Raw genomic sequence first — 26,685 nt, forward strand, 5'->3', positions numbered from 1 at the left:
GCGCCATCGCGCCGGCCGCAACCACACGAGCGCCGTTACTTGAGCCGAACGGGCAGGGATTCGTGGCCGTTGGAGATGAAGGACCGGCTCGGCTTCAGCTCGTCCGGCGCCACCGCCAGCTCCATCTCCGGGAACCTGGCGAACAGGGCCGGGAGGGCGATCTCCGCTTCCATGCGGGCCAGCGGGGAGCCCAGGCAGTAGTGGGCGCCGTGACCGAAGGCGAGGTGGGTCTTGTCGGCCCTGGTGACGTCGAACTGGTCGGCGGTCACGCCGTGGATCGCCTTGTCCCGGCCCGCCGCCGCGTACGCCGCCAGGATCGCCTCGCCCTTGCCGATGACGACACCGTCGCCGATCTCGATGTCCTCCACGGCGTACCGCAGGGGCAGGTTCGCCACGGGCGCCTGCCAGCGCAGGGTCTCCTCGATCACGTCCGCCCAGCTGCTCGTCCCCGCGCGGACCGCGGCCAGCTGCTCCGGGTGCGTCAGCAGGGCCGTGATCGCCTGGTCCAGCAGGTTCACCGTGGTCTCGTAGCCCGCCGAGATCACCAGGATCAAGGTGTCGACGAGTTCGGCTTCCTCCAGCTTCGTGCCGTCGTCCTCGCGCACCGCGATCAGGCCGCTGGCCAGGTCGTCACCGGGGTTCTCCCGCTTCGACGCGACCAGCTCGTGGATGATCTCGTACAGCTTCACGGCGTTCGCCTGGGCCGCCTCGGGCGTGATCGCGGTGTTGAAGATGCCGTCGACCACCGTCCGCAGCTTCGGCCGCGCCTCGGCCTCCACCCCGAACAGCTGGCAGATGACCTCGATCGGCACCGGGTAGGCGTAGCCCTCCCGCAGGTCCACCGGCTGCTCCGCCGCGTCGAGCGCGTCCAGCAGCTGTTCGGTGATCTTCTCGATCCCCGGCCGCATCGCCTCGACGCGCCGCGGCGTGAACGCCTTGGACACCAGCGAGCGGAGGCGGCGGTGGTCGCTCCCGTACGCGGTGAACATGTTCTGCACCGACACCCACAGGTGCAGCGGCCAGTCCTCGGAGATCTCGCCGCTGGTGTACGCCGGCCAGTGCTGCCGCGGGTCCTTCGAGACCCGGGGGTCGGCCAGCAGGTCGCGTAACGTCTCCTGGCTGGTCACCGACCACGCAAGAACCTGACCAGGGAGCGCCACCAGGGCTGCCGGCCCTCGGGCGGCGATGGCCGCGGACTCGGCGTGGATGTCACGGCCTGCGGGGTCGAGGACGATGGGGTCGGCTGGACGTTCCAACGGGGTTCTCCAGGTGACTCGTCGGGCTGGACGGGCACGGCTACCGGCGTGAAACGCACGGGCAGCTCGGTGAGCGCGCGGTGGAACGGGCCGGGCCGCCAGACCAAGTCGTCGACGGGCACGGCGAGCCGCATGTCGGGCAGGGCGTCGAGGATCTTCTCCATCGCCACCGACGCGATCAGCCTCGCCTGCTGCTGGGCCGGGCAGGCGTGCACGCCCGCGCTCCACGCCAGGTGGGCCCGGTTGCCCGAGCGCTGCTGGGCGGCCAGCGCGGGGTCGTTGTTGGCCGCCGAGAAGCTGATCACCACGGGCTCGGCGGAGGGCAGCCGGACACCGGCGAAGTCCGTGTCCTCGACCGGGTAGCTCGCCGAGTAGTTCGCCATCGGCGGGTCGGTCCACAGCACCTCGTCCAGCGCCTCCTCGACCGGCATGCTGCCGCCGGAGAGGTCGCCCGCGAACCGGTCGTCGGCCAGCAGCAGCCGGATGCCGTTGGCGATCAGGTTCTGCTCGGGCTCGGTGCCCGCGCCCATGAGCAGGATGAGCTGGTGGATCAGCTCCTCGTCGGTCAGCCTGGCCGGGTGGGCCATCATCCACGAGGGCATGTCGTGGTCGGGCCGCTGCCGCTTGAGCGCGATCAGCTCCAGCATGCAGTGCGTCAGGTCGGCGTTGGCCTGCTCGGGGTCGACCATGTCGAAGATGGCGCTCATGGCGGCGAGCAGCCGGTGACCCAGCTCCGGCGGGCAGCCGTAGAGGTGGTTGAACATCATCAACGGCAGCAGCTTCGCGTACTCGCCGAGCAGGTCGGCCTCGCCGTTGCCGGCGAACCGCGCGATCAGCACGTCCGCGGTCTGCTCGACCTGGCCGCGCAGCGCGTTCGGGTCGACCCGGGCCAGGCTGTCGGTGACCGCGGCGCGCAGCCGGGCGTGGTGGGCGCCGTCGGTGAACAGGCAGTTCGGCCGGTACATCATCATCGGCAGCACCGGGCAGTCCGGCGGCATCTTCGCCTGCCACCGCCGCGGGTCGCGCGGGAACGCGCTGGGATTGCGCAGGACGTCCAGCGCGGCGGCGTAACCGACGACGAGGTTGGCGTGCACGCCGGGCGCCAGCTCGACCGGGGCGACCGGACCGTGCTCGCGCAGGGCCCGGTACGTCGCGGCCGGGTCGGCGGCGAACTCGGGGCCGTACAACGGCATCCGGCCGTTGTGTGCGGGACATGCCTGCCCTGGGGCGGCTTGCGAGGTCACGCGTTCTCCTGGTTGCGGGTCGACAGGTACTCGACAAGGGTGATGAGCGCCTGCGTGGACGAGGTCACGTCGCGGGCGTCGCAGAACACCAGCGGCGTCTCGGGCAGCAGGTCCAGCGCGTCCCGCACTTCCGCGCCGGGGAAGGCCGGCGCTCCGTCGAAGGCGTTGACCGCCACCGCGTACGGGATGCCGAGTTCCTCCAGCAGGCCCATGACCTCGAAGGACTGCTCCAAGCGGCGGGTGTCGGTGAGGACGAGCGCGCCGAGCGCGCCGTAGGCGATGTCCTTCCAGATCTGGGTGAACCGCTTCTGGCCGGGCGCGCCGAACAGGTAGAGCACCAGCTCGTCGGTGAGCGTCAGCCGGCCGAAGTCCAGTGCCACCGTGGTGGTGCTCTTGCCGTTCACGCCGGCGAGGTCGTCGACGAGGGCGCCGGCCTCCGTCATCGTCTCCTCGGTGCGCAGCGGGCGGATTTCCGAGAGGGTGCCGACGAAGGTGGTCTTGCCGATCGCGAAGGGACCCACGACCAGCAGTTTCACCGCCGTCCGCACGGTGTCGCGCAGGTAGACGCCGGCAGTGGCCGGCCCAGTGGGTGCGAGCCCGTCAGAGGCGAGCACGGAGGCCATCGAGCACGTCCTTCAGCAGCTTCATGTCGGGGCGGGCGGCGTGCGAGACCGCGGCGTGCGTGGCGATGTGACCGCTGTCGACCAGGTCGGACAACAGCACCTTGGTCACGCTGATCGGCAGCGACAGGTGCGCGGCGATCTCGGCCACCGACAGCGCTCCGCCGCGGCAGAGCTCCATCAGCCGCTTCTTCTCCGGCGACAGCCCGGAGACCTGCTCGCGGGTGGCGATCACGACCGTGACCGCGTCGAGGGTGTTGCGGCTCGCGTGGGCCCGGCCGCCGGTCACCACGTACGGCCGCACCAGCCCCCGTAAGCGCCGGTCGGCGCTCTCGCCGCTCACGCCGGGCTGCCTGCCACCCGCTGCGGCGGGCTTGTGGCTTCAGCCTGTCGCGGCGGGCTGGTGAGTTCCTTGCCCAACCGCTGGACCAGCTCCTGGATCCGGAAGGAGACCGCCTCCATGTCCACCTGCGCCGTCGCCGACACGGCCAGGTACGCGCCCGGACCGGCGGCGGCGAGGAAGACGTAGCCGTCGGCGAACTCGCTGACCGTCTGCTGCCACTCCGCGCTGGTCTGCCCGCAGAACTCGGCGGTGGCGCGGGCCAGCGACTGGAGCGCGGACATCGCGGCGGCGTGCCGTTCCGCGTCGTCCCGGTCGATGCCGGCGGAGTGCGCCATCAGCAGCCCGTCGGCCGACAGCAGGACCGCGTGCCGTGTCTCGGGCATCTTCAGGGCGTCGTCGAGCATCCAACCCAAAGTGTTCATGCCTGGGTGTTCCCTTCAGCGACAGGCGGCGGAGTGGTGGCGCGGCCCGAATCGGTCCCGCGTTTCCAGGCGGCAAGCCCGGCCGCGATCCGCAGCTGGCCCGATGACTCCTCGACGGGTACCCGCTCCATGGGGGCCGTCGCCGTGTCGGCCGTCCCTGCGGGGACCGACGACGGCGTGCCCTGGTCGGCGTTCTGGGTCCTCCGCCGCCGAGGCAGGCCACCGGGGGTGCGTCCCATGACGGAGTCGTCCACGGCCGGGACCGGCCTCGGCCGCTGTTCGGGCGGCAGCGCGACGGCGTTGTCGGGCATGGCGGGCTTGCTGACGCGGGTGAGCAGCTCGGTCGGCAGGAACACCACCGCGCGCACACCGCCGTACGGCGAGCGCGTGTCCACCGAGACACGGAAGCCGTAGCGCTTGGCCAGCACGCCGATGACCGCGAAACCGACCTGCGGCGGGTCGCCGAGCCGGTTGATGTCGCTGCCGCCGTCACCGGTCAGCAGCCGGGCCGCGCGCTGCAACTCCTCGACGGTCATGCCGACGCCGCCGTCGTCGATCATCACGACCATGCCGTTGTGCGCCTGCTGGAAGTTGACCTCGACGCTGGTAGTGGGCGGCGAGTGCCGCGCGCCGTTGTCGAGCAGCTCGGCCACGGCCAGCACCACCGGCTCGACCGCGCGGCTGATCACCGCGACGTCGGACTCGGCCGGCACGTTGATCCGCAGGTAGTCCCGGATCCGCGAGGTCGCGCCGCGCACCACGTCGGTCAACGCCGACGCCGACCGCTGCTGCCCCGGCCAGGACCCGCAGAGCACCGCGGTGGCCTGGGCCCGGCGGTTCAGCTGGGAGTTCATGTGGTCGATCCGCATCAGGCCGGCGAGGACGTCCGGGTCGTCGTGCCGGTCCTGCATGGCCGAGATCGCGACCTGCTGCTCGTTGGACAGGCTCTGCACCGCGCGCATCATCGACTTGAGCGTGGCGCGGGCCGACTGCTCGCCCCGCGCGGTCGCGTTCCGGACGGAGTCGGCGAACAGCGCGAGCACCCGCTCGTCACCCTCGGCCGCCTGCGGGTGCCGGGGACCCGGGACCTCGACCGGCCGGTGGTTCAGCGTCTCGGCCAAGGCCGGCAGCCGGGCGTCGACCAGGTGCTTCTCCTCCTCGGCCCGGATACGCGCCCAGGCCTCGGCGTGCTCGGCCCGGACCAGCAGCGCTCTTGTGACGCGTCGTTGGCGTACCAGCAGGAACACGGCGATCAGCACGATGGCGAGCAGGAACCAGAACGCCACCGCGAGTCTTTGTTGGTCCATCAATTCCTCTGATGCGGGCGAGCCTGCCGAATACCGGTGCGCGTCAGCAGGGTCTGATCTTTATCACGGGACTTCATCGGACGCCAAGTGGTTGCGGCAGTCTGCCCCGGATGGAGCAACTGTCCGGGAAAAGCAATACCATATGTCCACTATGGACATCTCCTGGCGGTCCTGAAGTCGACGGGCGGCGGCAGCTTCGCGGCAAGGGAAGCCCTCGGCATCGGCCCGTCGGTGGGAGCGGGGGACCGGAACACCCCGGAACGGCGGCCCTCGTTGCCGCTTCCTGCAAACCGCCGGAGAAGGCTTCCCCGGTTTACGGCAATGCGGAACACTGGCCGTTATGAGTATCCTGGTCAGAGTCGAAGTCACTGTTCCCGAAGCGCAACTCGACGAGTTCCGCGAACTCGCGGAAAAGCTCACCACGGCGATCGAGGACGAGCCCGGGACCATCCGATACCGTTGGTTCACGGGTAAGGACCCCTCGATGTTCGTGCTGATCGAGGAGTTCGTGGATGAAGACGCGGCTCTGGATCACAACCGCAACTGCGGCGCGCTGCTGGAGAAGATTGCCACCGTCTCCACGGTGACCAGGAACGACGTCTACGGCACCCTGAGCGACGACATCAAGCGGGAGTTGGAATCCAAGCAGGGGAAGTTCACCTTCGCACCGCTGTTCGACTGACCGTCGCCGGGCGCTGATGACCCCGTGAATCAGCGCCCGGTTTTACCCGCCCGGATCAGGACTTCATGATCTGCGGGCGGGCGATGTCCATCCACGCGCGCTCCCACCGGCGGGTGAGCGACGGGTAGACGATCAGGTAGCGGAACGGGAGGATGGCCAACATGTAAAGGCGGCCGAACAGGCCGTTGGGCTTGACCAGGGCGGCCATCCGCAATTCGTACTCGCCGCTCTCGGTGCGCACCCACCCGAGATGGGTGAGGTCGTGCACGGTCTTGTTCGCGAGTTCCTGGACGAACTCGTTCTCCAGCTCGTAGACGTTCTTGAACGGGATGAGGTCGAATTCCGCCCTCAGCGGCACGTCACGCATCTCCGCAGGAAGGCGCTCGCGCAACGAGCGCACCCGCCCTTTGAAGCCGGCTTCCGGGTCGTCCCACCCGAAAATGGCGCCGAGCTTCCAGCGGATGGCGAACAGGGCCCGGGTCGCCCAGGAGGCTTGACCGGAGATCTCCCGCAACGCCTCGATCATGAGGGGGAAGTCGTCCGGTCCGGCTCCGGGGGTGCGGAACGACCAGACGTCCTCGATCCGGAAGTCGGGCGCGATCTCGTGGATCCGCCACGGCTGGTCGGTGTGGGCCGACTTCGGGAGCTTCATGGCTGGTGCCGTCCTTTTCTGTCACGCAACCGGGAGCGGACCGCCGGGCTCGCTCACCTTTGTTTCGGAGCTTACCCCCGGTGACGAGGCAGTAGCTCAGTGCACCCGGTCACACAGCCGGAAAGTGCGGCGGCCCCAAGGGAGTGGAAGAACCGCGACGCGCTGGAGAAGTGCCGGTCGGCCCACTTCTCCAGCGGCCGCGCGCAGCCCGTGGACCTGGTCATTTCGAGACCGTGGTTCGCGGTTCAGTTCCCGCTCTCGAACAGCAGGGGCGCCAGCTTTTCGAAGAGGTGCGGATCGGCCGTGACGATGCTCACCCGACTGATCCCGTAGCTCTCCAGATCACGCAGGTTCTCGGCGACCTTTTCCGGGCTGCCGAACAGTCCGCCGTACAAGGAGTCTTCGGTGAAGTGCGGGGTCAGGAACTGACTCATCGGGTCGTCACCGATACCGCACACCGCGCCGAAGCAGAGCTTCACGTCCTCCTCGACGCGACGCACCTGGTCGATCATCTCGACGAGGCGCGTCTTCGGAATGGTCGCCAGGTCGGTGCCGTCGCTGTTGCCGTTGCGGGCCGTCGCCATGGCCGGCATGAGTTCGACCCAGTCCAGGTACGGCGTCCCGCCGGCGATGGTGCGGGGACCGGCCAGCGAGCCGATCAGCGGTGGCGGCGTCACGTCCTCGAAGCCACCGCATTCGGGCACGTTGATGTTGTAGTGCTCGCCCTCCAACACGCACTGGCCGGTGTCGAACAACTGCCGGACCACCTTGATGGCCTCGATGTAGCGGTCGGCCCGCTGCCGGGGAGCGGGGTAGACCTGGCCCGTGGAGTCCATTTCCGCCCGCGCCCACCCGGCGCCCAGGCCGGCGTTCCAGCGCCCGCCGCTGACCCGCTGCATGGTCAGCGAGGCCTGCACGAATTCGATCGGCGACCGGAACAGGTTGTTGGCGAAGCTGGACGACAGCTGCACCCGCTCGGTCGCGGCGGCCATCTGCGAGGCGGCGACCCACAGGTGGGGGTACCACCGCAGCTGGGTGCCACCGTTGTCGAGGAAGTAGTGGTCGGCGACGGCGACCGCGTCCCACCCCTCGGCCTCGCGGGTGGCGGCCCAGGTGCCGGGGTCGACATCGGGTTCCACCAGGTTCGCCAGGAACTCCACGCGCACTCCTTTCCAGGAACTTGTCGAACGGGCCGCAGAGGCCTGTGCTGCGTCGGCCACCCGCGGCGCCGAGATGTCAGAGTTGCGCCGAGGAGTCCGCTTCGGCGGTGGAACGAGTGGCCTCGCCCGCCGGCGCGTCGAGGTCGAAGGCGTTCTTGATCCGCTCCAGTTCCTGTTTGAGGCGGTTGGTGTTGTCCTCGTCGTCCTCGAACGGATTGCTGCTGTCAGGGATCAGCGTCTGGTTCTGCTCGGCGAAGTCCCGGACCCGGCTCTCGTACCGCTCGAACGCGGACCGGTGGTCGGCGCCGGAGTCCTCGGCCGACGTGAGTTCCTGCGCCAGCACGTACGCCTGCACGAGCGCGACACTGGTGCCCTGGCCGGTCAGCGGCGACGGCGACGACGCGGCGTCGCCCACCAGCACCACCCGCCCGCTCGACCAGTTCTCCATGCGCACCTGGGCCATCGCGCCGAAGTAGAAGTCGCTGGACTCCGCCAACGTCGCGTGCATCGCCTCGGTCTGCCACGAGACCATGTCGATCCGCTCGGCGACCATCTGGCGGTGCAGCTCCACGTCCCGGTCCTCGATCAACTCCGGTGACGCGATGCCGACGATCACGCGCACTTCGCTGTTGTCCCTGGTGGGGTAGAGCACGTACGTCGAGGCCGGGTCCTGCACCCACAGCTCCCAGTCCTGCAGGTCGAACCGGTTGACCCCGCCGAACGTGGCGATGTAGGCGTTCAGGTGGTGGAGGTACTTCTCGTGCGGGCCGAAGACGAGCCGGCGGACGTCGGAGTAGAGCCCGTCCGCGCCGATCACCAGGTCGAACTCGCGCGGCGCCATGTGCTCGAAGGTGACCCGCACCCCGTCGGCCTGCTCGTCGAGCCCGGTGATCCAGTCGCCGAAGACGAGTTCGGTAGCGGCGTCGGCACGGGAGGCGTCCACCTGGTCGAGGTTGGCGCGCAGGACGGCGCTCAGGTCCTCGCGGAGGATCTCGATGTCCTCGCTGCCCACCTGGCCACTGCTGAAGACGTACTCTTCCGACCGCCACTGCTCGACGCCCGCACCGTCCACGTTGGACATGCCGCGCAGCCTGGTGCGCAGCCGCTCGAGCTCGTCGATGATCCCCATCCGCTGGGCCACGGTGAGGGCCACGCCGCGGATGTCGACGGCCACGCCGGTGGACCGGGGCTGAGGGGAGCGTTCGATCACGGTGACCGTGCTGCCGTGTCGCCTGAGCAGGGCGGCGAGAGCCAACCCGGCCACACCGCAGCCGGAGATGAGCACCTTGGACATCAAGCACCTTCCGATCGACACGCCGTGTGCCTTGTAATACATCCAGTACAAGCGGATGTTGGGCCTTACGACGTAAGGCCCGTGAAGCCGGACGCTACACTTACGCCGTAAGTAGTGTCAACGGCATCCTACGGCATCCTGAGAGTTCGCTGATGACGTGTGACCTGCGCCGCACGCGGGCCTGTTCACCGGCCCGGGGCGCTGTCGGACCGTCCATAAGCGACGATCAACAGCGGTCGACTTCGAAAGTCGCGGACTTCGGGCATTTGTCTAGTTTGTCGCTGTTTCCGGGCAATTCCGCGTTGACGTTGACACTCCTTACGGCGTAAGCGTAATATTCCGACTTGAGGCTTACTCTGTAAGCCGCAGTCGTCGCCGCGAGGGGTGTCGACGACGTGTTCGCAGGTGACAGGCAGCAGAGCTACGGGTGCGGGGGTTCACCGAAGCTGTCCACGACGCGCCGCGACGGCGGAACGGGATGCCCCGGCACTCATCCGCTGAAGGAATGAGGCACATGCTGAACTTCCACGCAGAACCCGTAAAAGTGCGGCGGAAACGGCCATCTGCGGTTCCGCGGCCGGATGGGGACGGGCGCCTGTCGTGACCATCCGGAAAGCGCCCGCGCGCATCGCCCCGGCGCCCGCGGAACAGATCCGTCCGCTGGTCGGCTTGCCCGCCAACGCGCCGACCGGCCCCGATGGACCGCTGGCGCACATCGAGGGCCGTCCCGTGCTCAACGTCCAGGCGGTCATCGGCAAGCACCCGGAGCTGTTGGTCGCGCTGAGCCCGATGCTCACCGCGCTCGGCCTCGGGGTGCTGCCCCTGCGCGACCGTGAACTGGCCGTGCTGCGCGTCGGGTACGGCCTGCGCTCCGACTACGAGTGGGCGCACCACGCGGCCGTCGGGGCCAAGGCCGGTCTCACCGAGCAGGAGATCGCCCGGGTCGCGATCGGTCCGGACGCGCCCGGTTGGTCGGAGTTCGACGCCGCGTTGCTGCGGGCGGTCGACGAACTGCGCGGTCCTCGGGCCAGGGTGTCCGATCGGACGTGGGCGCAGTTGATCGTCCGCTACGACGAACAGCAGATGGTGGAGCTGCTGGCGACGATCGGCGCGTACACGATGCTCGCGTACATCCTGAATTCCTGCGACGTCGCCATCGAGGACTGGTTCACCGACCCCCCTGCCCTTCCGGAGGTATGAACCACGGAAGGCGTGGGAACGCCCGCCACTGGGGGTGGCGGGCGTTCCCACGTCAGGTCAGAGGAAGTCGCCGCCGCGCGTGACCGCGCCGTAAGCGTCCACGATGCCGTGGCCGTAGAAGCCGTTGAACGCCTCGTCCCCGACGCAGGTCGCGGTGAACTCGGCCGACCGGCCCACGTTCTCGTAGGACACGGTCCGCGGCTCCGGGCACGCCCGCTTCGTGGCCGTCTTGTACAGCACCTGCTCGACCTTGTCGGGTGACAGCGTCAGCGTGCCGGGGTGCGACCGGTCCTTCTTGCCGTACTGGCTGACCACCAGCGCGGCCACGCCCGCGGCGTGCGGAGCGGCCATCGAGGTGCCCTGCGCGTAGCGGTAGTACCCGCAGGAGGAAGCGTCGCAGTACTTGGTCACGCCGGCCGCGAGGGCCGTCGGGCTGATGTTGCCTTCCGCGTCGATGTCGCCCGCGGCCAGCGCGACGTTGCGCGCGTACGCGGAGCGGATCAGGTTCTCGTTCGTCCGGTACCAGTCCGTGCCGAGGCCGTCGCGGAAGTAGCCGCCGGGAGCGGACAGGGAGGTCTGCTCGGTGCCGTAGTTGGAGTAGTCGGCCTTGGCGGTCGACGGGCCGAGGGCGGACACCGAGATGACGTGGTCGCCCTCGGTCGGGAGGTTGAGGCACGTCGCGTTGTCGATCGGGCGCGGGTAGGCCGCCCCGGGCGGGTAGTTCGGGCTGGCCACGTCGGTCCGCGGGTTGCCGAGGTCCTCGTGGTTGTTGCCGCCGGCGCCGATCAGGGTCACGCCCTTGCCGTGCGCGTAGTTCAGCGCGCGCTGGATCGCGGCGATCGTGGTCCGCTGGGCGATCTGCGCTTCGGGGCTGTCGGCCGGGTTGGCCGCGCAGTTCATGTACCACGGGTCGACGTAGAACGACATGTTGATCACGTCGAGGCCGATGTCGGCGCCGTAGGTCAGCGCGTCCACCACCGGCTGGAGGAAGAACGAGCCGGAGTCCTGGCCGCCGCGGATGTTGACCAGCGACACGTTCGGGGCGACACCGGAGATGCCGAAGCCGTTGGCCGCCGCGCCGATGGTGCCCGCGACGTGCGTGCCGTGGCCCTGGTCGTCGTGGTCCGCGGGGTCGACGCAGCCGCGGAACTCGCACGGCCCGTCGAACTCGTCGCCGTTGGTGTCGTTCGGGATGTCGAAGGTGAAGTTGCGGGACAGCGCGCGGTTGAAGTTGGGCGCGATGTCCGGGTGCGTGCCGTCGACGCCGGTGTCCAGCACGCCGACGTAGACGCGCCGGTCACCGGCCTGCTTCGCCCGTGCGATGTCCGAGCGGACCAGGCGCAGGCCCCACAGGGCGTCGTCGAGCGGGTCCAGGCCGGCCGTGGTCGAGGGAGCGACCTTGCGGGTGGTCACGCCCGGCGCGCCGACGTGCTCGTTCTCCACGTCATGGGCTTTCCGCGCGCCGCGGTTGCCGTTGGCCGGGAGCTTCCCGATCGGTGTCACCGGTGCGGCTCCGAACACCGCGTCGGAGGCGGTGACGCGCTGGACGAAGCCGGTGGCGGGCGCCTTCACGGTCAGCGTGCCGACCGCGGTGTTCTCGACCGTGACCCGACCGCCCGCGGCCCGGACCGCGGCACGTGCCGCCTGGCTGGTCGCGCCGACCTCCACCAGCACGGTGTAGTCGGTGGTCCGCTGTTCGCCTGACGCGGGTTGGACGCCCGCTACGAGCATCGCCGCCGCACTCGCCAGCGCAAGCGCGGGGCGGGTGAGTCTGTGTGCCCTCACATTGTCTCCCTCATACCAAGTTCGGGTGGATCCGACACCCTGACACAGGGAACGGCCCATGGTCAGGAGCCTTTCGTCGGTATCGGGACGTGGGCGCACTATTGCGGACTGTTGTCTTTTAACGGATGCACTGCTCCGCGCGCCGATCGCGGAAATGGTGAGGGTTGATCGGAAATCGGCACGGCGGCACGGCGCGTCCGTCACGTGGTCGGTCGTCAGCGCGTGACGGCCTGCGCGAGGTCGCCCGGCTCGCGCACCGCGGCGGCGGCGGCAGCCCTGGCGGCCCTGGTCCGGCGGTCGAGGTGAGCGGCGAGGAACGAGAGCAGCAGGGCCGTGCCGGACAGCACCGCGCCGACCCAGTTCGGTGACGTGTAGCCGAAGCCAGCGGCGATGACGATGCCACCGAGCCACGCGGCCAGCGCGTTGCCGAGGTTGAAGGCGCCGATGTTGGCGGCCGAGGCCATGGTGGGCGCCGCCGAGGCCTGGTCGAGGACCCACTTCTGCAACGGCGGCACGGTGGCGAAGCCCAACGCGCCGATCACCGTCAGCGTCACCGCGGCCAGGACCTGGTTGTGCGCGGTCAAGGTGAACAGCAGCAGTGCCAGCGTGAGGGCGCCGAGCGTGGTGAAGAGCATCGGCATCAGGGCGCGGTCGGCGAACCGGCCGCCGATCAGGTTGCCCGCGAACATGCCGATCCCGAACAGGACGAGCAGCCAGGTCACCGCGCCGGCGGAGTAGCCGGTGACCTCGGTCATCATCGGCGTGATGTAGGTGATCGCGGCGAACACGCCGCCGTAGCCGAGGACGGTCATCGCCATGGCCAGCCAGACCTGGACGTTGCGGAAGGCGGCGAACTCGGAGCGCACCGTGCCGCCTTCGGGTCGACCGGTGGACGGCACGAGCTTGGCCACGCCGAGCAGTCCGACCACGCCGAGCACCGCGACGAGGGCGAAGGTGACCCGCCAGCCCGAGGTCTGGCCGATGTGGGTGCCGAGCGGGACGCCGACGATCGTCGCGAGGGTGAGACCCATGAACATCAGGGAGATGGCGGACGCCTTCTTGTCCGGGGCGACGAGGTTGGCGGCGACCACCGAGCCGATCCCGAAGAACGCGCCGTGGGCCAGCGAGGCGACGACGCGGCCGACGAGCATGACGCCGAACACGGGTGCCACGGCGGAGAGCACGTTGCCGACGATGAACAGGCCCATGAGCAGGATGAGCATCTTCTTGCGGGACACCCTGGTGCCCAGGATGGTGAGCAGCGGGGCGCCGAGCACGACACCGAGGGCGTAACCGGTCACCAGCCACCCGGCGGTGGGGATCGTGACGCCGAACTCGCCGGCGACCTCGGGCAGCACCCCCATGATCACGAATTCGGTGGTGCCGATGCCGAATGCCCCGATGGCGAGGGCCACGAGCGCGAGAGGCATGTGATGAGCCTTCCAGTGATGGGCGCATGAGTACTACAGGCGTGCGACGTTAGTTGCACACGCGGGGTATCTGCAAGCGCGGGATAACGCTGGGCGCTGGTAATGTGAGTAGTATCATTTGCTGTGGGCAGCTACCGGCCCGATTGCCAGGGAGGCTCCTGATGACCGCGACCGCTTCGACGCCCACCGCGCCGGCACTGGCCGCCGGCTGGTGCACTCTTTCCTTGCTGCACGGGCGGATCGAGGCGCGCGTCGAGGGGGCGCTGGCCGTGCACGACCTGAGCGTGCGCGAGTACTCGCTGCTCGACGTGTTGAGCCGCCAGCACAACGGCGAGGGTGGTCATTTGCAGATGAAGCAGGTGACGGAGGCCGTCGTGCTGAGCCAGAGCGCGACGACCCGACTGGTCACCCGGCTCGAAGACCGGGGGCTGCTGTCGCGCTACCTGTGCCCGACCGACCGGCGCGGTATCTACACCGACGTCACGGACGCCGGGCTCGCCCTGTTGGAGGAGGCGCGGCCGACCTACCTCGCCGCGTTGGGTGAAGCGCTCGAAGAGGCGGGCCGCGACCCCAAACTGCGTCCGCTGGTCGACGTCGTCAGGGCGCTGGGCACGTCGGCCTGAGTGGCACGGCGGTCCGTTCAGTTCGTGTTGGGCCTCGGTCCGACTGACCACACGGCGATCGCGGGTGCGGCCGGTACCGCGAAGATCATCAGGAAGATCGGCAACTCCTCGGCGAGGCCGTATCCCGCTTCGAGGACGCCGATGGCGAGGTTGCCCGCGGCGAGGGCGAACCACACCAGCAGGAAGTCCTCCATCGCGCGCCGGACGCCGATCGCCTTCACCCGGCGCCCGGCGGCGAGGAACACCACCAGCAGGACCAGGCCCACGACGATGATCACGGCAGTTCTGGGCATCGCCACTCCAGAGGTCCGCACCCGAGCCGCCTCGGTGGCCTCACGTCGTCTGGTAGTTCACGGGCTTGAGCACGTCCGCCAGACCGATGCGCTCCAGGAACTCCACCCGGACGCGGTCCGCCACTTCGGACACTTCCGCAGACCCGTCGTCGGTCGGGTCGATGTGGGTGCGGAACGGGCGCTTGCCGCGGGGTGCGTTGACGATGTCCACCACGGCGTCGGCCACGGCCGACACGTCGGCGTCCAGGGGCGTGATCGCGGCGAGCCGCTGGGCCACCTGCTCCATCAGCCCGGCGTAACCGCGGTCGTACGCGGTGACGGTGGACTGGTCGGCCGGATGGCCGCCGTTGGCGAAGTGGTTCGTGCCCGAGGTGAACGCGCCCGGCACGATGATCGACGTCTCGATGCCGAACCGGGCCACCTCGGCCGCGTAGCTCACCGCGAGAGCGTCCATCGCGGCCTTGGCGGCGAAGTACGGCGCGAGGTAGGGCGGCGTGCCACCGCGTGTGCTGCTGCTTCCGGTCCACACGAGCAGTCCGTGGCCTTGGGCGCGCATCAGGGGCAGTGCGGCCCGGTTGACCCGCTGCGCGCCGAGCACGTTGGTGTCGTAGACCGCGGCCATCTCCTCCGGGGTGAACGCCTCGGCCGGGCCCGTCACCATGTGGCCCGCGTTGTGCATCAGCACGTCGATCCGGCCGTGCGCACCGCGGACCGCGTCGATCGCGCGTTCGCCGAGTCCTGACTGGACACGTCCAGTTCGACCGTCCGCAGGTCGATGCCGTGCTCGGTGGCGTACGCGGCGATCCTGGCGACGTTCGCCGCGTTGCGGCCTGTGGTGTCACGGACGCCCGCGTAGACGGTGTGGCCCGCGTGCGCCAGTGCCTTGGCGCTCAGCACGCCGATACCGCTGGAGGCCCCGGTGATGACGATGATCTCGCTCATGATGGTCGGTCCTTTCTGGACAGTGCGGATCAGATCGCGCCGCCGTTGGTGCGGATGACCTGGCCGTTGATCCACCGGGACGGGCCGGCGAGGAACGAGACGAGGTCGGCGACGTCGGACGGTGTGCCCAGGCGCTGGAGCGGCGCGATGGCCTTGAAGCGGTCGATCGTGGCCTCGTCCTTGCCGTTCAGGAACAGGGCGGTGGCGGTCGGGCCGGGTGCCACGGCGTTGACCGTGATGTCCCGGCCGCGCAGTTCCCTGGCCAGGACGAGCGAAAGGGTCTCGACGGCCGCCTTGGTCGCGGCGTAAGGGCCGTAGGTCTCGGTGCGCAGTCCGACCTGCGAGGAGGAGAAGGTGATGACGGCGCCGCCGTCGCGGACCCGGCGGGCCGCCTGGCGGGCGATGACGAACGTGCCGCGGACGTTGGTGCGGACCATCCGGTCGAACGCGTCGAGGTCCAGGTCGGCGACCGTCGACAGGTGCATGACCCCGGCCGCGTTGACGACGACGTCGACCCCGCCGAAGGTCGACTCCGCGGCGTCGAACAGCGCTTCGGCCTGCTCGGCGTCGGCGACGTCGGCCCGGAACGCGATGGCCTCGCCACCGGCGTCGGTGATCGCCGCGACGGTCGCCTCCGCCTCGGTGACGTTGCCCGCGTAGTTGACGACGACCGCGAGGCCGTCGGCGGCCAGTCGTTGTGCGGACTCACGGCCGATGCCACGGGATCCGCCGGTGACGATGGCGACGCGCTTGCTCATGGGATTCCCCTTCAGGGCGTGTTTCATCGCCGGTTGACGCGAGTGCGGCAACCGTTGGTTCTTCTCTTGGGTCAGGTCAGCTGCTGAGGCGGGTGAGCCATTCCTGGAGCAGCGCGGTTTCGTTGGTGGTGAGCGTGGCCGGTGGTGACTGGCGCAGTTGCGCGCCGAGTGCCGCCGCCGCCGCGCCGGTCACCTTCGGGGCGGGCGTTTCCGCGTCGGGCACGAGGATCGCGGCGTGGATCGCGTCACGGACCCGGTTCGAGACGTCGGGCGCGTAGAGCTCGGACCGGGTGATCAACACGAGGGCGACGCCGGTGTTGGCGGACATGACCATCTGGGCCGCCACCTCGGGTGGGACGGTGAGCTTGCCCGCCGCCGCGCACCGTTCGAGCACGTCGAGCAGCAGCCGGTGCGCCTCCACCGCCGCGGCGGGCGTGCCGCTCACGGTGGGGGAGTACATCAGCCGGTAGAAGCTCGGGTTCTGCAACGCGAACGCGACGTGCGTGTTCCAGCCGCTCCGCAGGTCCTCGACCGGGTCGGCGGAGGGCTTGGCCGCCCGCTTGGTCGCCAGGTACCGCTCGAACCCGTAGTCCACGACCGCGGACAGCAGGCCTTCCTTGTCGCCGAACTGCCGGTACAGCGCGGGCGCTCCCACCCCCGCCGCCTCGCAGACGGCCCTCGTGGACACATCCGCGATCGGCGACTCGGCGAGCAGTTCGGCCGCCGCCTCCAGTATCCGCGTTCTCGTGCTCATGGAAGCAACGCTAACACGAGCTGCGTAGCGACGCTAACTTCGTGATGTAAGCAACGTTAACGACGGTCGGATGCCCTGCGAACGTGCCTAGAGAGTCCTCAGCTGTACGCCTTCGCCTGCAACGCGAACAACTCCGCGTAGAGACCGTCGGCGGCGGTGAGCGTGGTGTGGTTGCCGGTCTCCACCACCCGGCCGTCCTTGACCACGATGATCAGGTCGGCCATGCGCACCGTGGAGAACCGGTGGGACACGAAGACGGTGATGCCCCCGGTTCTGCTCGCCACCCGTTTCGCGTGGTCGGCGTTGCGCTGGAACAGGACGTGCTCCGCCTCGGGATCCAGCGCCGACGTCGGCTCGTCGAGAACGAGGAGCAGCGGGGCCTCCCGCATCATCGCCCGGCCGAGCGCCAGCTTCTGCCACTGACCCCCGGACAGCTCCGCGCCGTCGGCATAGCTCTTGCCGAGGTGCGTGCGCAGGCCATCGGGCAGGTCGTCCAGCACGCCCGTGGCGTTGGCGCGGTCCAGTGCCGCACGGACCGCCGGCTCCGACCCCATCCGCGGCAGGTCGCCGAGGCCGACCACCTGCTGGGCCGGGAACTCGTACCGGACGAAGTCCTGGAACCCGGCCGCGATCCGCGTGCGCCACTGGTCGACCGGCATGCCGTGCAGGTCCACCCCGTCGACCAGGATCCGACCCTCGGACGGCCGGTAGAACCCGCAGAGCAACTTGACCAGAGTCGACTTCCCGGCGCCGTTCTCGCCCACGACCGCGACGGTGGCGCCGGCCGGGAGGTGGAGATCGACCTTGTGCAGCACCGGAACGTCGGTGCCGGGATAGGTGAAGGCCACCCCGTCGAGCGAGATCCCGGCGTGCAGCCGTTGCGGCGGCGAAGAACGGCGAGGCGCCGGATCGTCCCCGGTCACCAACGCGGCGGCCTCCGTGAGGCGTCGGTACGCGCCGGCCATCCGCTGGAGATCCTGAAGGAGGGTGACGGCCGTGGCGACCTGCTGGTTGACCTGGGCGGCGAGCACGATCACCAACACGACGTCGCCGACCCCGCGCCTCCCGGCTATCGCGTCGCGCACCACGAGCAGCACACCCGCGGTGTACGCGAGCGCGAAGACGACCTGTCCCGCCGCGCGTATCCACGTCGCGGTCAGGTGCGCCCGCCACAGCCCTCCCGTCGCCCTCGTCCACAGCCGGTTGTGCCGGGCACGCAGTTCGGCCTGGACCCCCGACACGCGTAGTTCTCCGGCCAGACGTGCGGACGTGGCGAGGTGGAACAGGTTGAGCGCGGTCCTGGTCGGCTCGGCGGTCGCCGTCCTGGCCCGGTCGAGCACCCGTTCGGCCAGGCGGCCGGCGAGCAGGGGCGGCACCGCGGCGACGGGGAGCAACAACAGCAACGGGTTCTGCACGGCCAGCAGCACGCCGGTGAGCACCACGGCGAGGATGAGGCCGAAACCGTTGAGCAGCGCCTCAAGACCGGTCCGGAACTGCCTGCCCTCCTGCCGCAGCACGGTCCACGTGTCGGCGTGCTCGGCCCGCTCGTGGTGCTCGATGCCGGCGGAACCGTTCGACACCTCGATCACGCGCTCGTCGAAGTCCAGCTCGGCCAGCTCGGAAAGCTCGTAGTAGGCCACGTGGCCGAAGTGCGCGAGGGCCAGCACCATCACCGCCAGCACGGCGACGGTCAGGCCGGCGAACACCGCGTGCCCGGCGTCGCCCGCGACGACCTCGCGGGTCATCCAACCGAGCGCGGCAGCCAGCAGCGGGGCGGCGACGGCGCCGGCCGTCATCAGGAACACCGCCAGCGCCGTCTTGCGCCGGTTCAGCCGCCACGCCGTGGCGATCATGGTCCACGCGCCGGTCAGCAGGACCTTCACCTGACCGCTCCCTCGACTGCGCGGACGGTGTCCGGGGTGTCGACGAACCGGTCCGCTTGCAGCCGGAACAGCTCCGCGTAACGACCGTCGCGGGCCAGCAGGTCCTCGTGGCCGCCCTGCTCGGTGACCCGGCCGTGCTCCAGCACGACGATGAGGTCGGCGTGCCGCACGGTCGAGAACCGGTGCGAGATCAGCAACGTGGTCGCGCCCTCGGCGAGACCGGCGAACTCCTCGAAGAAACCGGTCTCCGCACGCACGTCCAGGCTCGCCGTCGGCTCGTCCAGCACCACGACCCGTGAACCGTGGCGCAGCGCGAACAACGCCCTCGCCAGCGCGACGCGCTGCCACTGGCCGCCGGACAGCTCCGTTCCGTCGGTGAGGTGCCGCGCCAGCCGCGTGTCCAGCCCGCGGGGGAGGCGGTCCACGACCTCCGCGAGGCCCACCGAGTCGACCACCTCGCGGATCCCCGCCCGGTCGTCCAGGAAGCCGACGGCGCCCAGACCGACGTTGTCCGCGACGGACGACTCGTACCGCACGAAGTCCTGGAAGATCACACTGAGCCTGGCACGCCACTCCTCGACCGGGAACGCGCGGATGTCGACGCCGTCCAGCGTGATCCGGCCGGCCGTCGGCTCGTAGAGCCTGGCGAGCAGCTTGACCAGGGTGGTCTTGCCGGCGCCGTTCACGCCGACGATGGCCGTGCAGCGTCCGACCAGGATCGTCAGGTCCAACCCGTCGAAGATCATCCGTTGGTGACCGGGATAGCGGAAGCCGACCTGCTCGAACCGGATGGCGGCGACCGGCTCGGGCACCGTCTGCCGCCGCACCGGGCCCGAGTCCTCCTCGTGGGCGTCGACGTGCTCGGCGAACCGTCGTACCGAGTCGTAAGCCCTCATGCCGATCGCCGTCGGCAGGTCCGCCTCCGGGTAGTGCTCGGCCAGCCGCAGCAGGCTGAGGGTCGCCGTCGCGGTCAGGACGAACCCGGTCAGCGTCATCTCGTGCGCCGTCGCGCCGACCACCGCGAACACCACGCCCGTGACCGTGAGACCCGCGACCGAGAACCAGACGAACGGCCACAGGTAGATGCGGCGGCGCTCGGCCCAGAGGGGTTCGAGGAAGCGGAGGTGGGTGTCCCGCAGGCGTTGCCGCAGCCAGCCGGCCAGGCCGAAGACCCGGATCTCCTTGCCGGCGGCGGCGCCACCGGCCAGTTCGCGCAGGTAGTCGATCTCGCGCTGGTCGGCGGCGAGCAGGGACCGGGTCTTGGCGTACCGGCGCAGCCCGCCGCGCTGGCCGTGGCGGAACAGCATCACGGTGGCGACGAGCGCCACGGCCGCCGGCCACGAGAACACCACCCCCACCGCGATCGCGCTGCCGGTCAGCTCGGTGTACCGCGCGATCAGCGCGAGCAGGCCGGTGGCGGCCCGGCCAGGGCTCTGCACGCCGAACTCGACCTCCCGCGCGGCGGTCCGGAGCGCGTCGAGTGCCTGCTGATCCTCAAGCGGGCCAAGGCCGGGGCTTCGCAGTGACGCGGCCATCAGCTCGTCGTACACCTGGCCGTCGATCCGGCGCGTCATCAGCTCGGCCATGGCCCGCTCCGCCGGGGAGATCAGCTGCCTGGCGACGAACGCGCCGGCCGCGACACCGAACAGCGTGACCAGCGAGTCCCACGCGCCGGAGTCCAGCCCCGCGTCGACGGCCGCCGGAACCCGTCCGAGCACCATCGCCGTCGCCACCGTGAACACGACCGGGAGGCACCCGAGCACCAGGTTGACCGCGACCAGACCGGCGACCAGTCGGCGGCCGGCGCGGGGGAGGAGCCGGACGATGTCCCGTCGTGCGGCGAACTGCTCTCGTGCCGTGCCGCCCCGGTTCCTCATGCCTGCCCGGCGGTCCGGTAGTCGGCACAGCGGGGCAGTCCGCGTTCCTCGACGACCTCGTTGAACATCGAGAAGCGGATCGAGGGCTCCTCGACCAGCAACCGGATGATCGGCGTCCCGTACTTCTCCACGATGTAGCGGTAGTTCTCCCGGGCGAACCTGGCGTTGTCGCCGTGGTCCTTGTCATGCGGGTAGTGGATGGCGCTCGCCTCGCGGTGCACACCGAACCGGGCGCCGTCGCGGTGCAGCCGGTAGGCGAGGTCGAGGTCCTCCCCGCCCCACTGCCGGAACTCCTCGTCGTACATGCCGACCTCGCGCACCTGCTCCGTCCGTGCCGACGCGTGGCACGTCCAGTACATCAACCACGGCGCGGGGAGGTGGTGGAAGTCGTCGGAGTACCGCTCGTAGAACGGTTCGCGCACGTCCGGCCACGCCCCGGTTCGCGCGATGGACGCGATGGAGGAGTCGATGTCGTCGACGTCGACGACCTTGCGGATGAGCCGGGCGTCCTCGTTGTCCAGGTTGAAGCAGTACACGTACCCGTTGAGCGCCAACGGTTCCACGGAGGCCTCATGGGCCGTCACGTGCGCGCTCAGGCTCGCGGAGTGCAGCAGCACACCGGAATCCACGAAGACGCAGATGTCGCCGGCGGCGTGCCGGATACCGACGTTCCGCGCCTTGGCGACCCGGAAACCCTCGTCCGGCTGGTAGAAGTACCGCAGGTCGAACCGGTCCTCGAAACCCCGCACCATGGCCGCCGTGTCGTCACTGGAGCCGTCATCGACCACCAGCACCTCGAACTGGTCGCGGGGCAGGTCCTGCTTGTCGAGCGAGTCGAGCGTGAGCTCGAGTAATCGTCTCCGGTTGTAGGTCGGGACGATCACCGTGCAGCGCACAGAGCTACCCACGAGAGGCTCTCCTTCAGAGGTCCGCGCAAGTCTGCCGAGGTTCGAGAGCGTTGGTCAACACCGCGGACGAAGTCACTCGCGCGGTCGGCGCGACGGCGCACCGGTCCGGCGTTCGGCCCGTATCGGGACTGTTCGTGGTGTGACGATCACTATTAGTGACGAGATTGGCTCGCGCGGAAGATTTTTTCGACTTGTTCCGGCTCACATGTCGATCTGGGCCGGTGCCGTTCGACGGAAGGATGACGGGACACGATCGAGACCTTGGGGAGACGACGATGAGGGCAGGACGACGCGAGTGGTGGGGGTTGGCGGTGCTGGCGCTGCCGACGCTGCTGTTGTCGCTGGACATGAGCGTGCTCCACCTGGCGGTCCCGCACCTGGCCGCCGATCTGCGGCCGAGTAGCTCCCAACTGCTGTGGATCATCGACATCTACGGCTTCATGATCGCCGGCTTCCTGGTCACTATGGGCACCCTCGGTGACCGGATCGGTCGGCGGAAGCTGCTGATGGTCGGTGGCGCCGCCTTCGGCCTGGCGTCGATCGTGGCGGCTTTCACCACCAGTCCGGAGATGCTGATCGCGGCGCGGGCCGTGCTCGGGGTCGCCGGGGCGACGCTGATGCCGTCCACGTTGGCGCTGATCAGCAACATGTTCCAGGACCCAAGGCAGCGCGGTACCGCGATCGCGGTGTGGATGAGCTGCTTCATGGGCGGCATGGTGATCGGGCCGGTGGTCGGTGGCGTGCTGCTGGAGCAGTTCTGGTGGGGCTCGGTGTTCCTGATGGCCGTGCCGGTCATGGTCCTGCTGCTGGTCACGGCGCCGAAGCTGCTGCCGGAGTACCGCGACACCGCCGCCGGACGGCTCGACCTGGCGAGCGTGGCACTGTCGTTGGGCGCCATCCTGCCCATCGTCTACGCCCTCAAGGAGACCGCGACGGACGGGCTGTCGCTGACCAAGATGGCCGTGCTGGCCGTGGGTGTGGCGATCGGCGTGGTGTTCGTCCGCCGGCAGCGCGGCCTGGCCGACCCGATGCTGGACCTGAAGCTGTTCCGGGTGCGGGCGTTCAGCGCGGCCGTGAGCATCATGCTGGTCGGCGCGCTCACCATGGGCGGCGTCTTCCTGCTGGTCAGCCAGTACTTGCAGATGGTCGCCGGGCTGACCGCGGTGGAGGCAGGGGTCCTGCTGGTGCCGCAGGCCGGTGCGGTGGTGGTCGGGTCGCTGATCGCGCCACGGCTGGCGCGGCGGTTCCGGCCGGAGTTCGTGCTCGGCTTCGGGATGCTGGTCGCGGCGGGCGGGATCTTGCTGTTCACGCAGGCTGACGGTGTGGGCGGCGTGGCGTTCGTGGTGGTGGGCATGTCGATCGCCGGCTTCGGGATGGGACCGCAGGGCGTGCTGTGCACCGAGATGGTGGTCAGCTCGGTCCCGCCGCAGAAGGCCGGCGCCGCTTCGGCGATGTCCGAGACCAGCGCCGAGTTCGGCATCGCCATGGGAATCGCGGTGTTCGGCAGCGTCGCCACGGCCGTCTACCGCGGCGAGGTCACCGTTCCCGAACAGGTGCCCGCCGAGGCCGCCGCTCTGACGACGGACAGCATGGCCGGAGCCCTTCAGGCGGCGGGCACTCTTCCCGGCCCGCTGGCGGACGATGTGGTTGCCACCGCACGGGACGCCTTCTCGTCCGGCCTGCACACCGTCGCCGTCATCGGCGCCGTGATCGTCGTGGTGTTCGCGGTGGTCGGCATGATCGCGCTGCGCAGGATCCGCCCGGTGGAAGCCGTGGAAACGCCGGTTCCCGTCCTGGAGACCACCTGATCACAGCGGTCGAATAGGATCAGGTCGGTGGCGGAGGTTGCGATCCTGATCGGGCTTCAGGCGTCGGGGAAGACGAGCTTCTACCGCAGCGTCCTGGCCGTGACGCACGTCCACGTCAGCAAGGACGCCTTCCCGAACGCGCGGCGGCGGCAGGTTCGGCAGTTGCGGCTGGTCGGCGAAGCGCTGGACGCGGGGCACGACGTGGCGGTCGACAACACCAATCCCTCGGCCGAGGAATGGGGACCGTTGATCGCGGCCGGTCGGGAGCGCGGGGCGCGGGTCATCGGGTACTGGTTCCCGCCGGACCTCACCGGGTCGGTGGCGCGCAACGCCGCCAGGGACGACAAAACGAGGGTGCCCGACGTGGGGCTGTATGCCACAGTGAAGCACCTTCGGCGGCCGCGGCTCGCTGACGGATTCGACGCGTTGTCCACCGTGCGGTTCGACGGCCGGGGCGGGTTCGACGTTCAACCCCTAGGGGAGTGACGATGCGGTTCACCGAGTTCGAGGCCGGGCAACGTGCCAGGGAGTGGTTCCACGCGTTGACGGTGCCGGCCGGTGTCTGGATGGTCGTGCGGGTGGACGGGCGCGGGTTCTCGCGGTTCACCGAGGAGCGTTTCGACAAGCCGTTCGACGCGAGGTTCTCCGGGCTCATGGTGGAGACCGCGCAGGCGTTGCTGACCGAGTTCGACGGCCGCTACGCCTACACCGAGAGCGACGAGATCTCCGTCGTGCTCCACCCCGGCCACCACCTGTTCGCACGAAGCGTGGAGAAGATCGTGTCGATCTCCGCGGGCATCGCGTCCTCCGCTTTCACCCACGCCGCAAGCGAACCCGCGCACTTCGACAGCCGGATCTGGATCGGCGCGGGCGCGAGTGACGTGATCGACTACGTCTCCTGGCGGCAGGCCGACGCCACCCGCTGCGCGCTGAACGGCTGGTGCTACTGGACCCTGCGCAAGGCCGGCGCGTCACGCGAGGAGGCGACTCGGCGTTTGAGCGGAACGTCCACCGCGGACAAGAACGAGATCCTGTTCGAGCACGGGATCAACTTCAACGAACTGCCCGCCTGGCAACGCCGGGGCATCGGCCTCTGGTGGGAGGACCACACCCGGACCGGCCGCGACCCCGTCCGCGAGGTCGACGTCACCGCCACTCGGCGCCACGTCCACATCGAACGCGGCCTGCCGATGAAGGACGACTACCGCGCCCTCGTCACCCGGCTGATCGGCGCACCCTAGAAAGCTGTCGGATAACGGAGTTCGACCACGAACCACTCGCCGGCGAGCACGCACGGCCCGCCCGGGTGGAGCCGTACTTCGTCCGAGTCGAGCGCGGCAAGCACGTGCGGCCCTGACAGGTCCACCTCACCACCGGTGACCGTCCACACGCCGACGTGGTCGTGCAGCAGCACCGGCACCCGTCCGTCGGGCAGTGGTTCGGCGGGCTCACCCTCGACGCTGCGCGCGCCCGGCCCGACGTCCAGCGGCTCGGTGCGGTGCTCACCGAGGTCCTTGAGCTCGACAAGCCGGTTGCGGTAGAAGGACTTCCCGATGTTCGTCAGCCGGTGCACGGGCGACACCGGCCGGTACACCGCGCCTCCCCGGTACTCGGAGAGGAACCGCGGTTCGCTGCCGTCGAGCCAGTCCATCCGGCCTGCCGAACCGGCGATGCTCAGCACCACATAAGGGTTGTGGTGCAAATGCCACGGATGGGTCTCGCCCGGTTCGAGCGCGACGTCCCACACGCGGACCAGCGCGTCGTCGTGCAGCACGACCTGCCCGACGTCGGCGAGAACGATCTCGTCGCCGGAGGGCGAGACCACGACGTCACCCCTCACGGCGCACCTCCTGCCGGTAACGCTCCTGGACGTGCCGCCCGGAGTCGGTGGTCCAGGGTTCGACGTGGGCGATGTGCGCGTCGGGCCGCAGCAGCACCACGACATCGCCGAGCCCGAAACGCGTGCGCACCGTCTCGCCGGGATCGAAGTACGCGCGGTCCCGCAGGCCCGAGTCGTGCGGGGCGTCCCAGCGGCTCACCACCACCTGCCGCAGGCCGGCGGGGTCGTGCGCGGGAATCGGCGGCCGGCGGCGCGCGTCGGTGAGGTGCAGGGCGACGAACGAGTCCCGGCACAGCTCGTGGAGGTGCACCGGTCCGCGCCGCCCGAACACGCGCAGGTCGGGGACCCGTTCACCCACCCGGATCGGGGTAGGGGTGGCCGTGTCGCGCACCATCGACCACTCGCCGTCGACGTTCAGCCGCACCCCGAGCAGCGTGCGCGTCATCGCGTCGCCCCACCCGCCCGCGCCCATCCCCGTGGTCGAGTCGAGACGCCGGTCCATGACCGCGCGGGCCGCCTCCGCCATCTCACCCGAACCGCGGACGGCCACCGGCGCCTGCTCGGCCTCGTAGCCGCGGAGCAGGGCCTCGCCCGCCCACCCCCGGCGCACCCACGCGATCCGCCACGGCAGGTTGGACGCGTCGAGGACGCCGGTGTTCAGGCCCAACGCCCACATCGGGGTGATCAGGTGCGCGGCGTCGCCCAGCAGGAACACGCGGTCCCGTTGCCACGACGTCGCCACGCGGTGGTGCACGGTGTAGACGTTGCTGCCGAGGACCTTGATCTCGTCGACGTCACCGATGAAGTGGCGTGCCTTGTCCCGCAGCTCGTCGGACGTCGGCTCAGGTCGGCCGGGCCCGAGCGGGAAGACGAACCGCCAGCAGTGCGGCTGCCGCACGAGGACCATCCACTCCTCGCGGTCGCCGAAGTAGGCCAGGTACGGGTAGTCCCGCGGATTGCCGATGTCCAGGTCGCACACGAGGTCGACCAGCATGTAGCGCTGCTCCAGCGTGTAGCCGCTGACCTCGATGCCGAGTCGTTCCCGAATGGTGGATCGCCCGCCGTCGCACGCCAGCACGTGACTGGCCTCGACGGTGACCGTGCCGCCGGGCGTCGACAGGCGCAGCGTCACGCCGTTCGCGTGCTGCTCGAAGTCGTCCAACCGGTGCCGCATCCGCAACGATCCCGGCGCACGGCGTTCCAGCACGTCGGCGAGCACCGGTTCCAGCTCGTGCTGGGGGATGTTGACGACGAACGGGAACCGCGTCTCGCCGGCCAACGCCGAGGTGAGGACGCTGCCCGTGGACACGCCGGTGGCGCGGTCCAGCTCGCCGATCTCGTCGATGCGCAGGCTCGCCCCGAGCACCGGCCCGAGCGCGTCGTACCGGTCCAGCACTTCCAGCGTTCGGGTGAGGATCGTCCCGGCTTTGGTGTCGGCGGACAGGTCGGCGCCGGCCTCGAAAACCACCACGGGCACGCCGTGAGACACCAGGCCGAGCGCGGTGATCAGCCCGATCGGGCCGCCGCCGATGACCGCCACCGGCGGATTGGTCGTGTCCATCGTCCCCTCCCAGCCTCTATGTTCGGGTATCGGGGGATGACAT

General features: G+C 69.8%; 25 protein-coding genes and 1 pseudogene. 6 read left to right on the plus strand and 20 right to left on the minus strand.

Annotated features, from left to right (window positions below):
* Positions 1–35: 35 nt before the first annotated feature.
* Genes F4560_RS43975 through F4560_RS03415 form a run of 6 tightly spaced genes read right to left on the minus strand, consistent with a single transcriptional unit; the run spans position 36 to position 5,192 of the window.
* The gene (locus tag F4560_RS43975; protein WP_312869834.1) at positions 36–1,187 is read right to left on the minus strand and encodes a cytochrome P450 family protein; all 1,152 of its coding nucleotides are present in this window, start codon (positions 1,185–1,187) and stop codon (positions 36–38) included.
* Positions 1,124–2,500 carry a cytochrome P450 gene (locus F4560_RS43980; protein ID WP_312868319.1) on the minus strand — a complete coding sequence of 459 codons (1,377 nt, stop codon included), beginning with the start codon at positions 2,498–2,500 and terminating at the stop codon, positions 1,124–1,126. The genes F4560_RS43975 and F4560_RS43980 overlap by 64 nt, the downstream gene beginning before the upstream one ends.
* Positions 2,497–3,123, minus strand: coding sequence for a GTP-binding protein (locus F4560_RS03400; RefSeq protein ID WP_184916080.1), 627 nt, complete (start codon positions 3,121–3,123; stop codon positions 2,497–2,499). Before F4560_RS03400 ends, F4560_RS43980 begins: the two co-directional genes overlap by 4 nt.
* Positions 3,101–3,463 (minus strand): DUF742 domain-containing protein, encoded by a 363-nt coding sequence (locus tag F4560_RS03405; protein ID WP_312868321.1) that lies wholly within the window; start codon positions 3,461–3,463, stop codon positions 3,101–3,103. The genes F4560_RS03400 and F4560_RS03405 overlap by 23 nt, the downstream gene beginning before the upstream one ends.
* Complete coding sequence (locus tag F4560_RS03410) at positions 3,460–3,885, minus strand: roadblock/LC7 domain-containing protein (protein WP_184916084.1); 426 nt, start codon at positions 3,883–3,885, stop codon at positions 3,460–3,462. Before F4560_RS03410 ends, F4560_RS03405 begins: the two co-directional genes overlap by 4 nt.
* Entirely contained in the window at positions 3,882–5,192 is a 1,311-nt protein-coding gene (locus F4560_RS03415; RefSeq protein WP_184916087.1) for an ATP-binding protein, read from the minus strand. The genes F4560_RS03410 and F4560_RS03415 overlap by 4 nt, the downstream gene beginning before the upstream one ends.
* A 340-nt stretch (positions 5,193–5,532) precedes the next feature.
* Between F4560_RS03415 and F4560_RS03420 the strand changes: the two genes are divergently transcribed.
* Positions 5,533–5,874 carry a putative quinol monooxygenase gene (locus tag F4560_RS03420; protein ID WP_184916091.1) on the plus strand — a complete coding sequence of 114 codons (342 nt, stop codon included), beginning with the start codon at positions 5,533–5,535 and terminating at the stop codon, positions 5,872–5,874.
* Positions 5,875–5,929: 55 nt separating this feature from the next.
* Here the strand turns inward: F4560_RS03420 and F4560_RS03425 are convergent, their stop codons facing one another.
* The 3 genes from F4560_RS03425 to F4560_RS03435 form a co-directional block, all read right to left on the minus strand.
* Complete coding sequence (locus F4560_RS03425) at positions 5,930–6,526, minus strand: DUF2867 domain-containing protein (RefSeq protein ID WP_184916094.1); 597 nt, start codon at positions 6,524–6,526, stop codon at positions 5,930–5,932.
* Positions 6,527–6,771: 245 nt separating this feature from the next.
* Complete coding sequence (locus tag F4560_RS03430) at positions 6,772–7,686, minus strand: LLM class flavin-dependent oxidoreductase (RefSeq protein ID WP_184916096.1); 915 nt, start codon at positions 7,684–7,686, stop codon at positions 6,772–6,774.
* 76 nt (positions 7,687–7,762) lie between these two features.
* The gene (locus tag F4560_RS03435; RefSeq protein WP_184916099.1) at positions 7,763–8,980 is read right to left on the minus strand and encodes an FAD-dependent monooxygenase; all 1,218 of its coding nucleotides are present in this window, start codon (positions 8,978–8,980) and stop codon (positions 7,763–7,765) included.
* A 600-nt stretch (positions 8,981–9,580) separates the two neighbouring features.
* Here F4560_RS03435 and F4560_RS03440 point away from each other — a divergent pair.
* Positions 9,581–10,180: a carboxymuconolactone decarboxylase family protein gene (locus tag F4560_RS03440; RefSeq protein WP_184916102.1), complete on the plus strand. Its 600-nt coding sequence runs from the start codon at positions 9,581–9,583 to the stop codon at positions 10,178–10,180.
* Positions 10,181–10,237: 57 nt separating this feature from the next.
* Here the strand turns inward: F4560_RS03440 and F4560_RS03445 are convergent, their stop codons facing one another.
* Positions 10,238–11,911 (minus strand): S8 family serine peptidase, encoded by a 1,674-nt coding sequence (locus F4560_RS03445; protein ID WP_184928875.1) that lies wholly within the window; start codon positions 11,909–11,911, stop codon positions 10,238–10,240.
* A 269-nt stretch (positions 11,912–12,180) separates the two neighbouring features.
* On the minus strand, positions 12,181–13,395 hold the full coding sequence (locus F4560_RS03450) for an MFS transporter (RefSeq protein ID WP_184916105.1): 1,215 nt from the start codon (positions 13,393–13,395) through the stop codon (positions 12,181–12,183).
* Positions 13,396–13,556: 161 nt separating this feature from the next.
* On the opposite strand from F4560_RS03450, the gene F4560_RS03455 reads away from it, so the two are divergent.
* The gene (locus F4560_RS03455) at positions 13,557–14,018 is read left to right on the plus strand and encodes a MarR family winged helix-turn-helix transcriptional regulator (protein WP_184916108.1); all 462 of its coding nucleotides are present in this window, start codon (positions 13,557–13,559) and stop codon (positions 14,016–14,018) included.
* Positions 14,019–14,035: 17 nt separating this feature from the next.
* Here F4560_RS03455 and F4560_RS03460 read toward each other — a convergent pair whose 3' ends face one another.
* The 7 genes and pseudogenes from F4560_RS03460 to F4560_RS03490 form a co-directional block, all read right to left on the minus strand.
* On the minus strand, positions 14,036–14,311 hold the full coding sequence (locus F4560_RS03460; protein ID WP_184916111.1) for a hypothetical protein: 276 nt from the start codon (positions 14,309–14,311) through the stop codon (positions 14,036–14,038).
* A gap of 40 nt (positions 14,312–14,351) precedes the next feature.
* Positions 14,352–15,253, minus strand: a pseudogene (locus tag F4560_RS03465) (SDR family oxidoreductase).
* Between the two features lie 29 nt (positions 15,254–15,282).
* A complete protein-coding gene (locus tag F4560_RS03470; protein WP_221483314.1) occupies positions 15,283–16,011 on the minus strand; it encodes an SDR family oxidoreductase in 729 nt (242 codons plus the stop codon).
* A gap of 76 nt (positions 16,012–16,087) precedes the next feature.
* Positions 16,088–16,765, minus strand: a complete 678-nt coding sequence (locus tag F4560_RS03475) for a TetR/AcrR family transcriptional regulator (RefSeq protein WP_184916116.1) — start codon at positions 16,763–16,765, stop codon at positions 16,088–16,090.
* A gap of 98 nt (positions 16,766–16,863) precedes the next feature.
* Entirely contained in the window at positions 16,864–18,648 is a 1,785-nt protein-coding gene (locus tag F4560_RS03480; protein WP_184916119.1) for an ABC transporter ATP-binding protein, read from the minus strand.
* Positions 18,645–20,525, minus strand: coding sequence for an ABC transporter ATP-binding protein (locus tag F4560_RS03485; protein ID WP_184916122.1), 1,881 nt, complete (start codon positions 20,523–20,525; stop codon positions 18,645–18,647). The genes F4560_RS03480 and F4560_RS03485 overlap by 4 nt, the downstream gene beginning before the upstream one ends.
* Complete coding sequence (locus F4560_RS03490) at positions 20,522–21,433, minus strand: glycosyltransferase (RefSeq protein WP_184916125.1); 912 nt, start codon at positions 21,431–21,433, stop codon at positions 20,522–20,524. The genes F4560_RS03485 and F4560_RS03490 overlap by 4 nt, the downstream gene beginning before the upstream one ends.
* A gap of 275 nt (positions 21,434–21,708) precedes the next feature.
* Between F4560_RS03490 and F4560_RS03495 the strand changes: the two genes are divergently transcribed.
* Genes F4560_RS03495 through F4560_RS03505 form a run of 3 tightly spaced genes read left to right on the plus strand, consistent with a single transcriptional unit; the run spans position 21,709 to position 24,482 of the window.
* Positions 21,709–23,241: an MFS transporter gene (locus F4560_RS03495; RefSeq protein WP_184916127.1), complete on the plus strand. Its 1,533-nt coding sequence runs from the start codon at positions 21,709–21,711 to the stop codon at positions 23,239–23,241.
* A gap of 27 nt (positions 23,242–23,268) precedes the next feature.
* Positions 23,269–23,727, plus strand: a complete 459-nt coding sequence (locus tag F4560_RS03500) for an AAA family ATPase (RefSeq protein ID WP_312868333.1) — start codon at positions 23,269–23,271, stop codon at positions 23,725–23,727.
* Between the two features lie 2 nt (positions 23,728–23,729).
* Entirely contained in the window at positions 23,730–24,482 is a 753-nt protein-coding gene (locus F4560_RS03505) for a tRNA(His) guanylyltransferase Thg1 family protein (RefSeq protein ID WP_184916130.1), read from the plus strand.
* Here F4560_RS03505 and F4560_RS03510 read toward each other — a convergent pair.
* Together F4560_RS03510 and F4560_RS03515 are read right to left on the minus strand one after the other, a co-directional pair.
* On the minus strand, positions 24,479–25,081 hold the full coding sequence (locus F4560_RS03510; RefSeq protein WP_184916132.1) for a cupredoxin domain-containing protein: 603 nt from the start codon (positions 25,079–25,081) through the stop codon (positions 24,479–24,481). The genes F4560_RS03505 and F4560_RS03510 overlap by 4 nt on opposite strands.
* Complete coding sequence (locus F4560_RS03515; RefSeq protein ID WP_184916135.1) at positions 25,071–26,642, minus strand: FAD-dependent monooxygenase; 1,572 nt, start codon at positions 26,640–26,642, stop codon at positions 25,071–25,073. The genes F4560_RS03510 and F4560_RS03515 overlap by 11 nt, the downstream gene beginning before the upstream one ends.
* Positions 26,643–26,685: the final 43 nt, after the last annotated feature.

The organism is Saccharothrix ecbatanensis (genome assembly GCF_014205015.1).
In the GTDB taxonomy this organism is placed as follows: domain Bacteria; phylum Actinomycetota; class Actinomycetes; order Mycobacteriales; family Pseudonocardiaceae; genus Actinosynnema; species Actinosynnema ecbatanense.

What these genes read in the sequence shown, in the direction of transcription:
- F4560_RS03400 (WP_184916080.1), bottom strand. Translation starts at nt 3,123, where the DNA reads ATGGCCTCCGTGCTCGCCTCTGACGGGCTCGCACCCACTGGGCCGGCC.
- F4560_RS03410 (WP_184916084.1), bottom strand. Translation starts at nt 3,885, where the DNA reads ATGAACACTTTGGGTTGGATGCTCGACGACGCCCTGAAGATGCCCGAG.
- F4560_RS03415 (WP_184916087.1), bottom strand. Translation starts at nt 5,192, where the DNA reads ATGGACCAACAAAGACTCGCGGTGGCGTTCTGGTTCCTGCTCGCCATC.
- F4560_RS03420 (WP_184916091.1), top strand. Translation starts at nt 5,533, where the DNA reads ATGAGTATCCTGGTCAGAGTCGAAGTCACTGTTCCCGAAGCGCAACTC.
- F4560_RS03425 (WP_184916094.1), bottom strand. Translation starts at nt 6,526, where the DNA reads ATGAAGCTCCCGAAGTCGGCCCACACCGACCAGCCGTGGCGGATCCAC.
- F4560_RS03435 (WP_184916099.1), bottom strand. Translation starts at nt 8,980, where the DNA reads ATGTCCAAGGTGCTCATCTCCGGCTGCGGTGTGGCCGGGTTGGCTCTC.
- F4560_RS03445 (WP_184928875.1), bottom strand. Translation starts at nt 11,911, where the DNA reads ATGCTCGTAGCGGGCGTCCAACCCGCGTCAGGCGAACAGCGGACCACC.
- F4560_RS03450 (WP_184916105.1), bottom strand. Translation starts at nt 13,395, where the DNA reads ATGCCTCTCGCGCTCGTGGCCCTCGCCATCGGGGCATTCGGCATCGGC.
- F4560_RS03455 (WP_184916108.1), top strand. Translation starts at nt 13,557, where the DNA reads ATGACCGCGACCGCTTCGACGCCCACCGCGCCGGCACTGGCCGCCGGC.
- F4560_RS03460 (WP_184916111.1), bottom strand. Translation starts at nt 14,311, where the DNA reads ATGCCCAGAACTGCCGTGATCATCGTCGTGGGCCTGGTCCTGCTGGTG.
- F4560_RS03470 (WP_221483314.1), bottom strand. Translation starts at nt 16,011, where the DNA reads ATGAGCAAGCGCGTCGCCATCGTCACCGGCGGATCCCGTGGCATCGGC.
- F4560_RS03475 (WP_184916116.1), bottom strand. Translation starts at nt 16,765, where the DNA reads ATGAGCACGAGAACGCGGATACTGGAGGCGGCGGCCGAACTGCTCGCC.
- F4560_RS03485 (WP_184916122.1), bottom strand. Translation starts at nt 20,525, where the DNA reads ATGAGGAACCGGGGCGGCACGGCACGAGAGCAGTTCGCCGCACGACGG.
- F4560_RS03495 (WP_184916127.1), top strand. Translation starts at nt 21,709, where the DNA reads ATGAGGGCAGGACGACGCGAGTGGTGGGGGTTGGCGGTGCTGGCGCTG.
- F4560_RS03505 (WP_184916130.1), top strand. Translation starts at nt 23,730, where the DNA reads ATGCGGTTCACCGAGTTCGAGGCCGGGCAACGTGCCAGGGAGTGGTTC.
- F4560_RS03515 (WP_184916135.1), bottom strand. Translation starts at nt 26,642, where the DNA reads ATGGACACGACCAATCCGCCGGTGGCGGTCATCGGCGGCGGCCCGATC.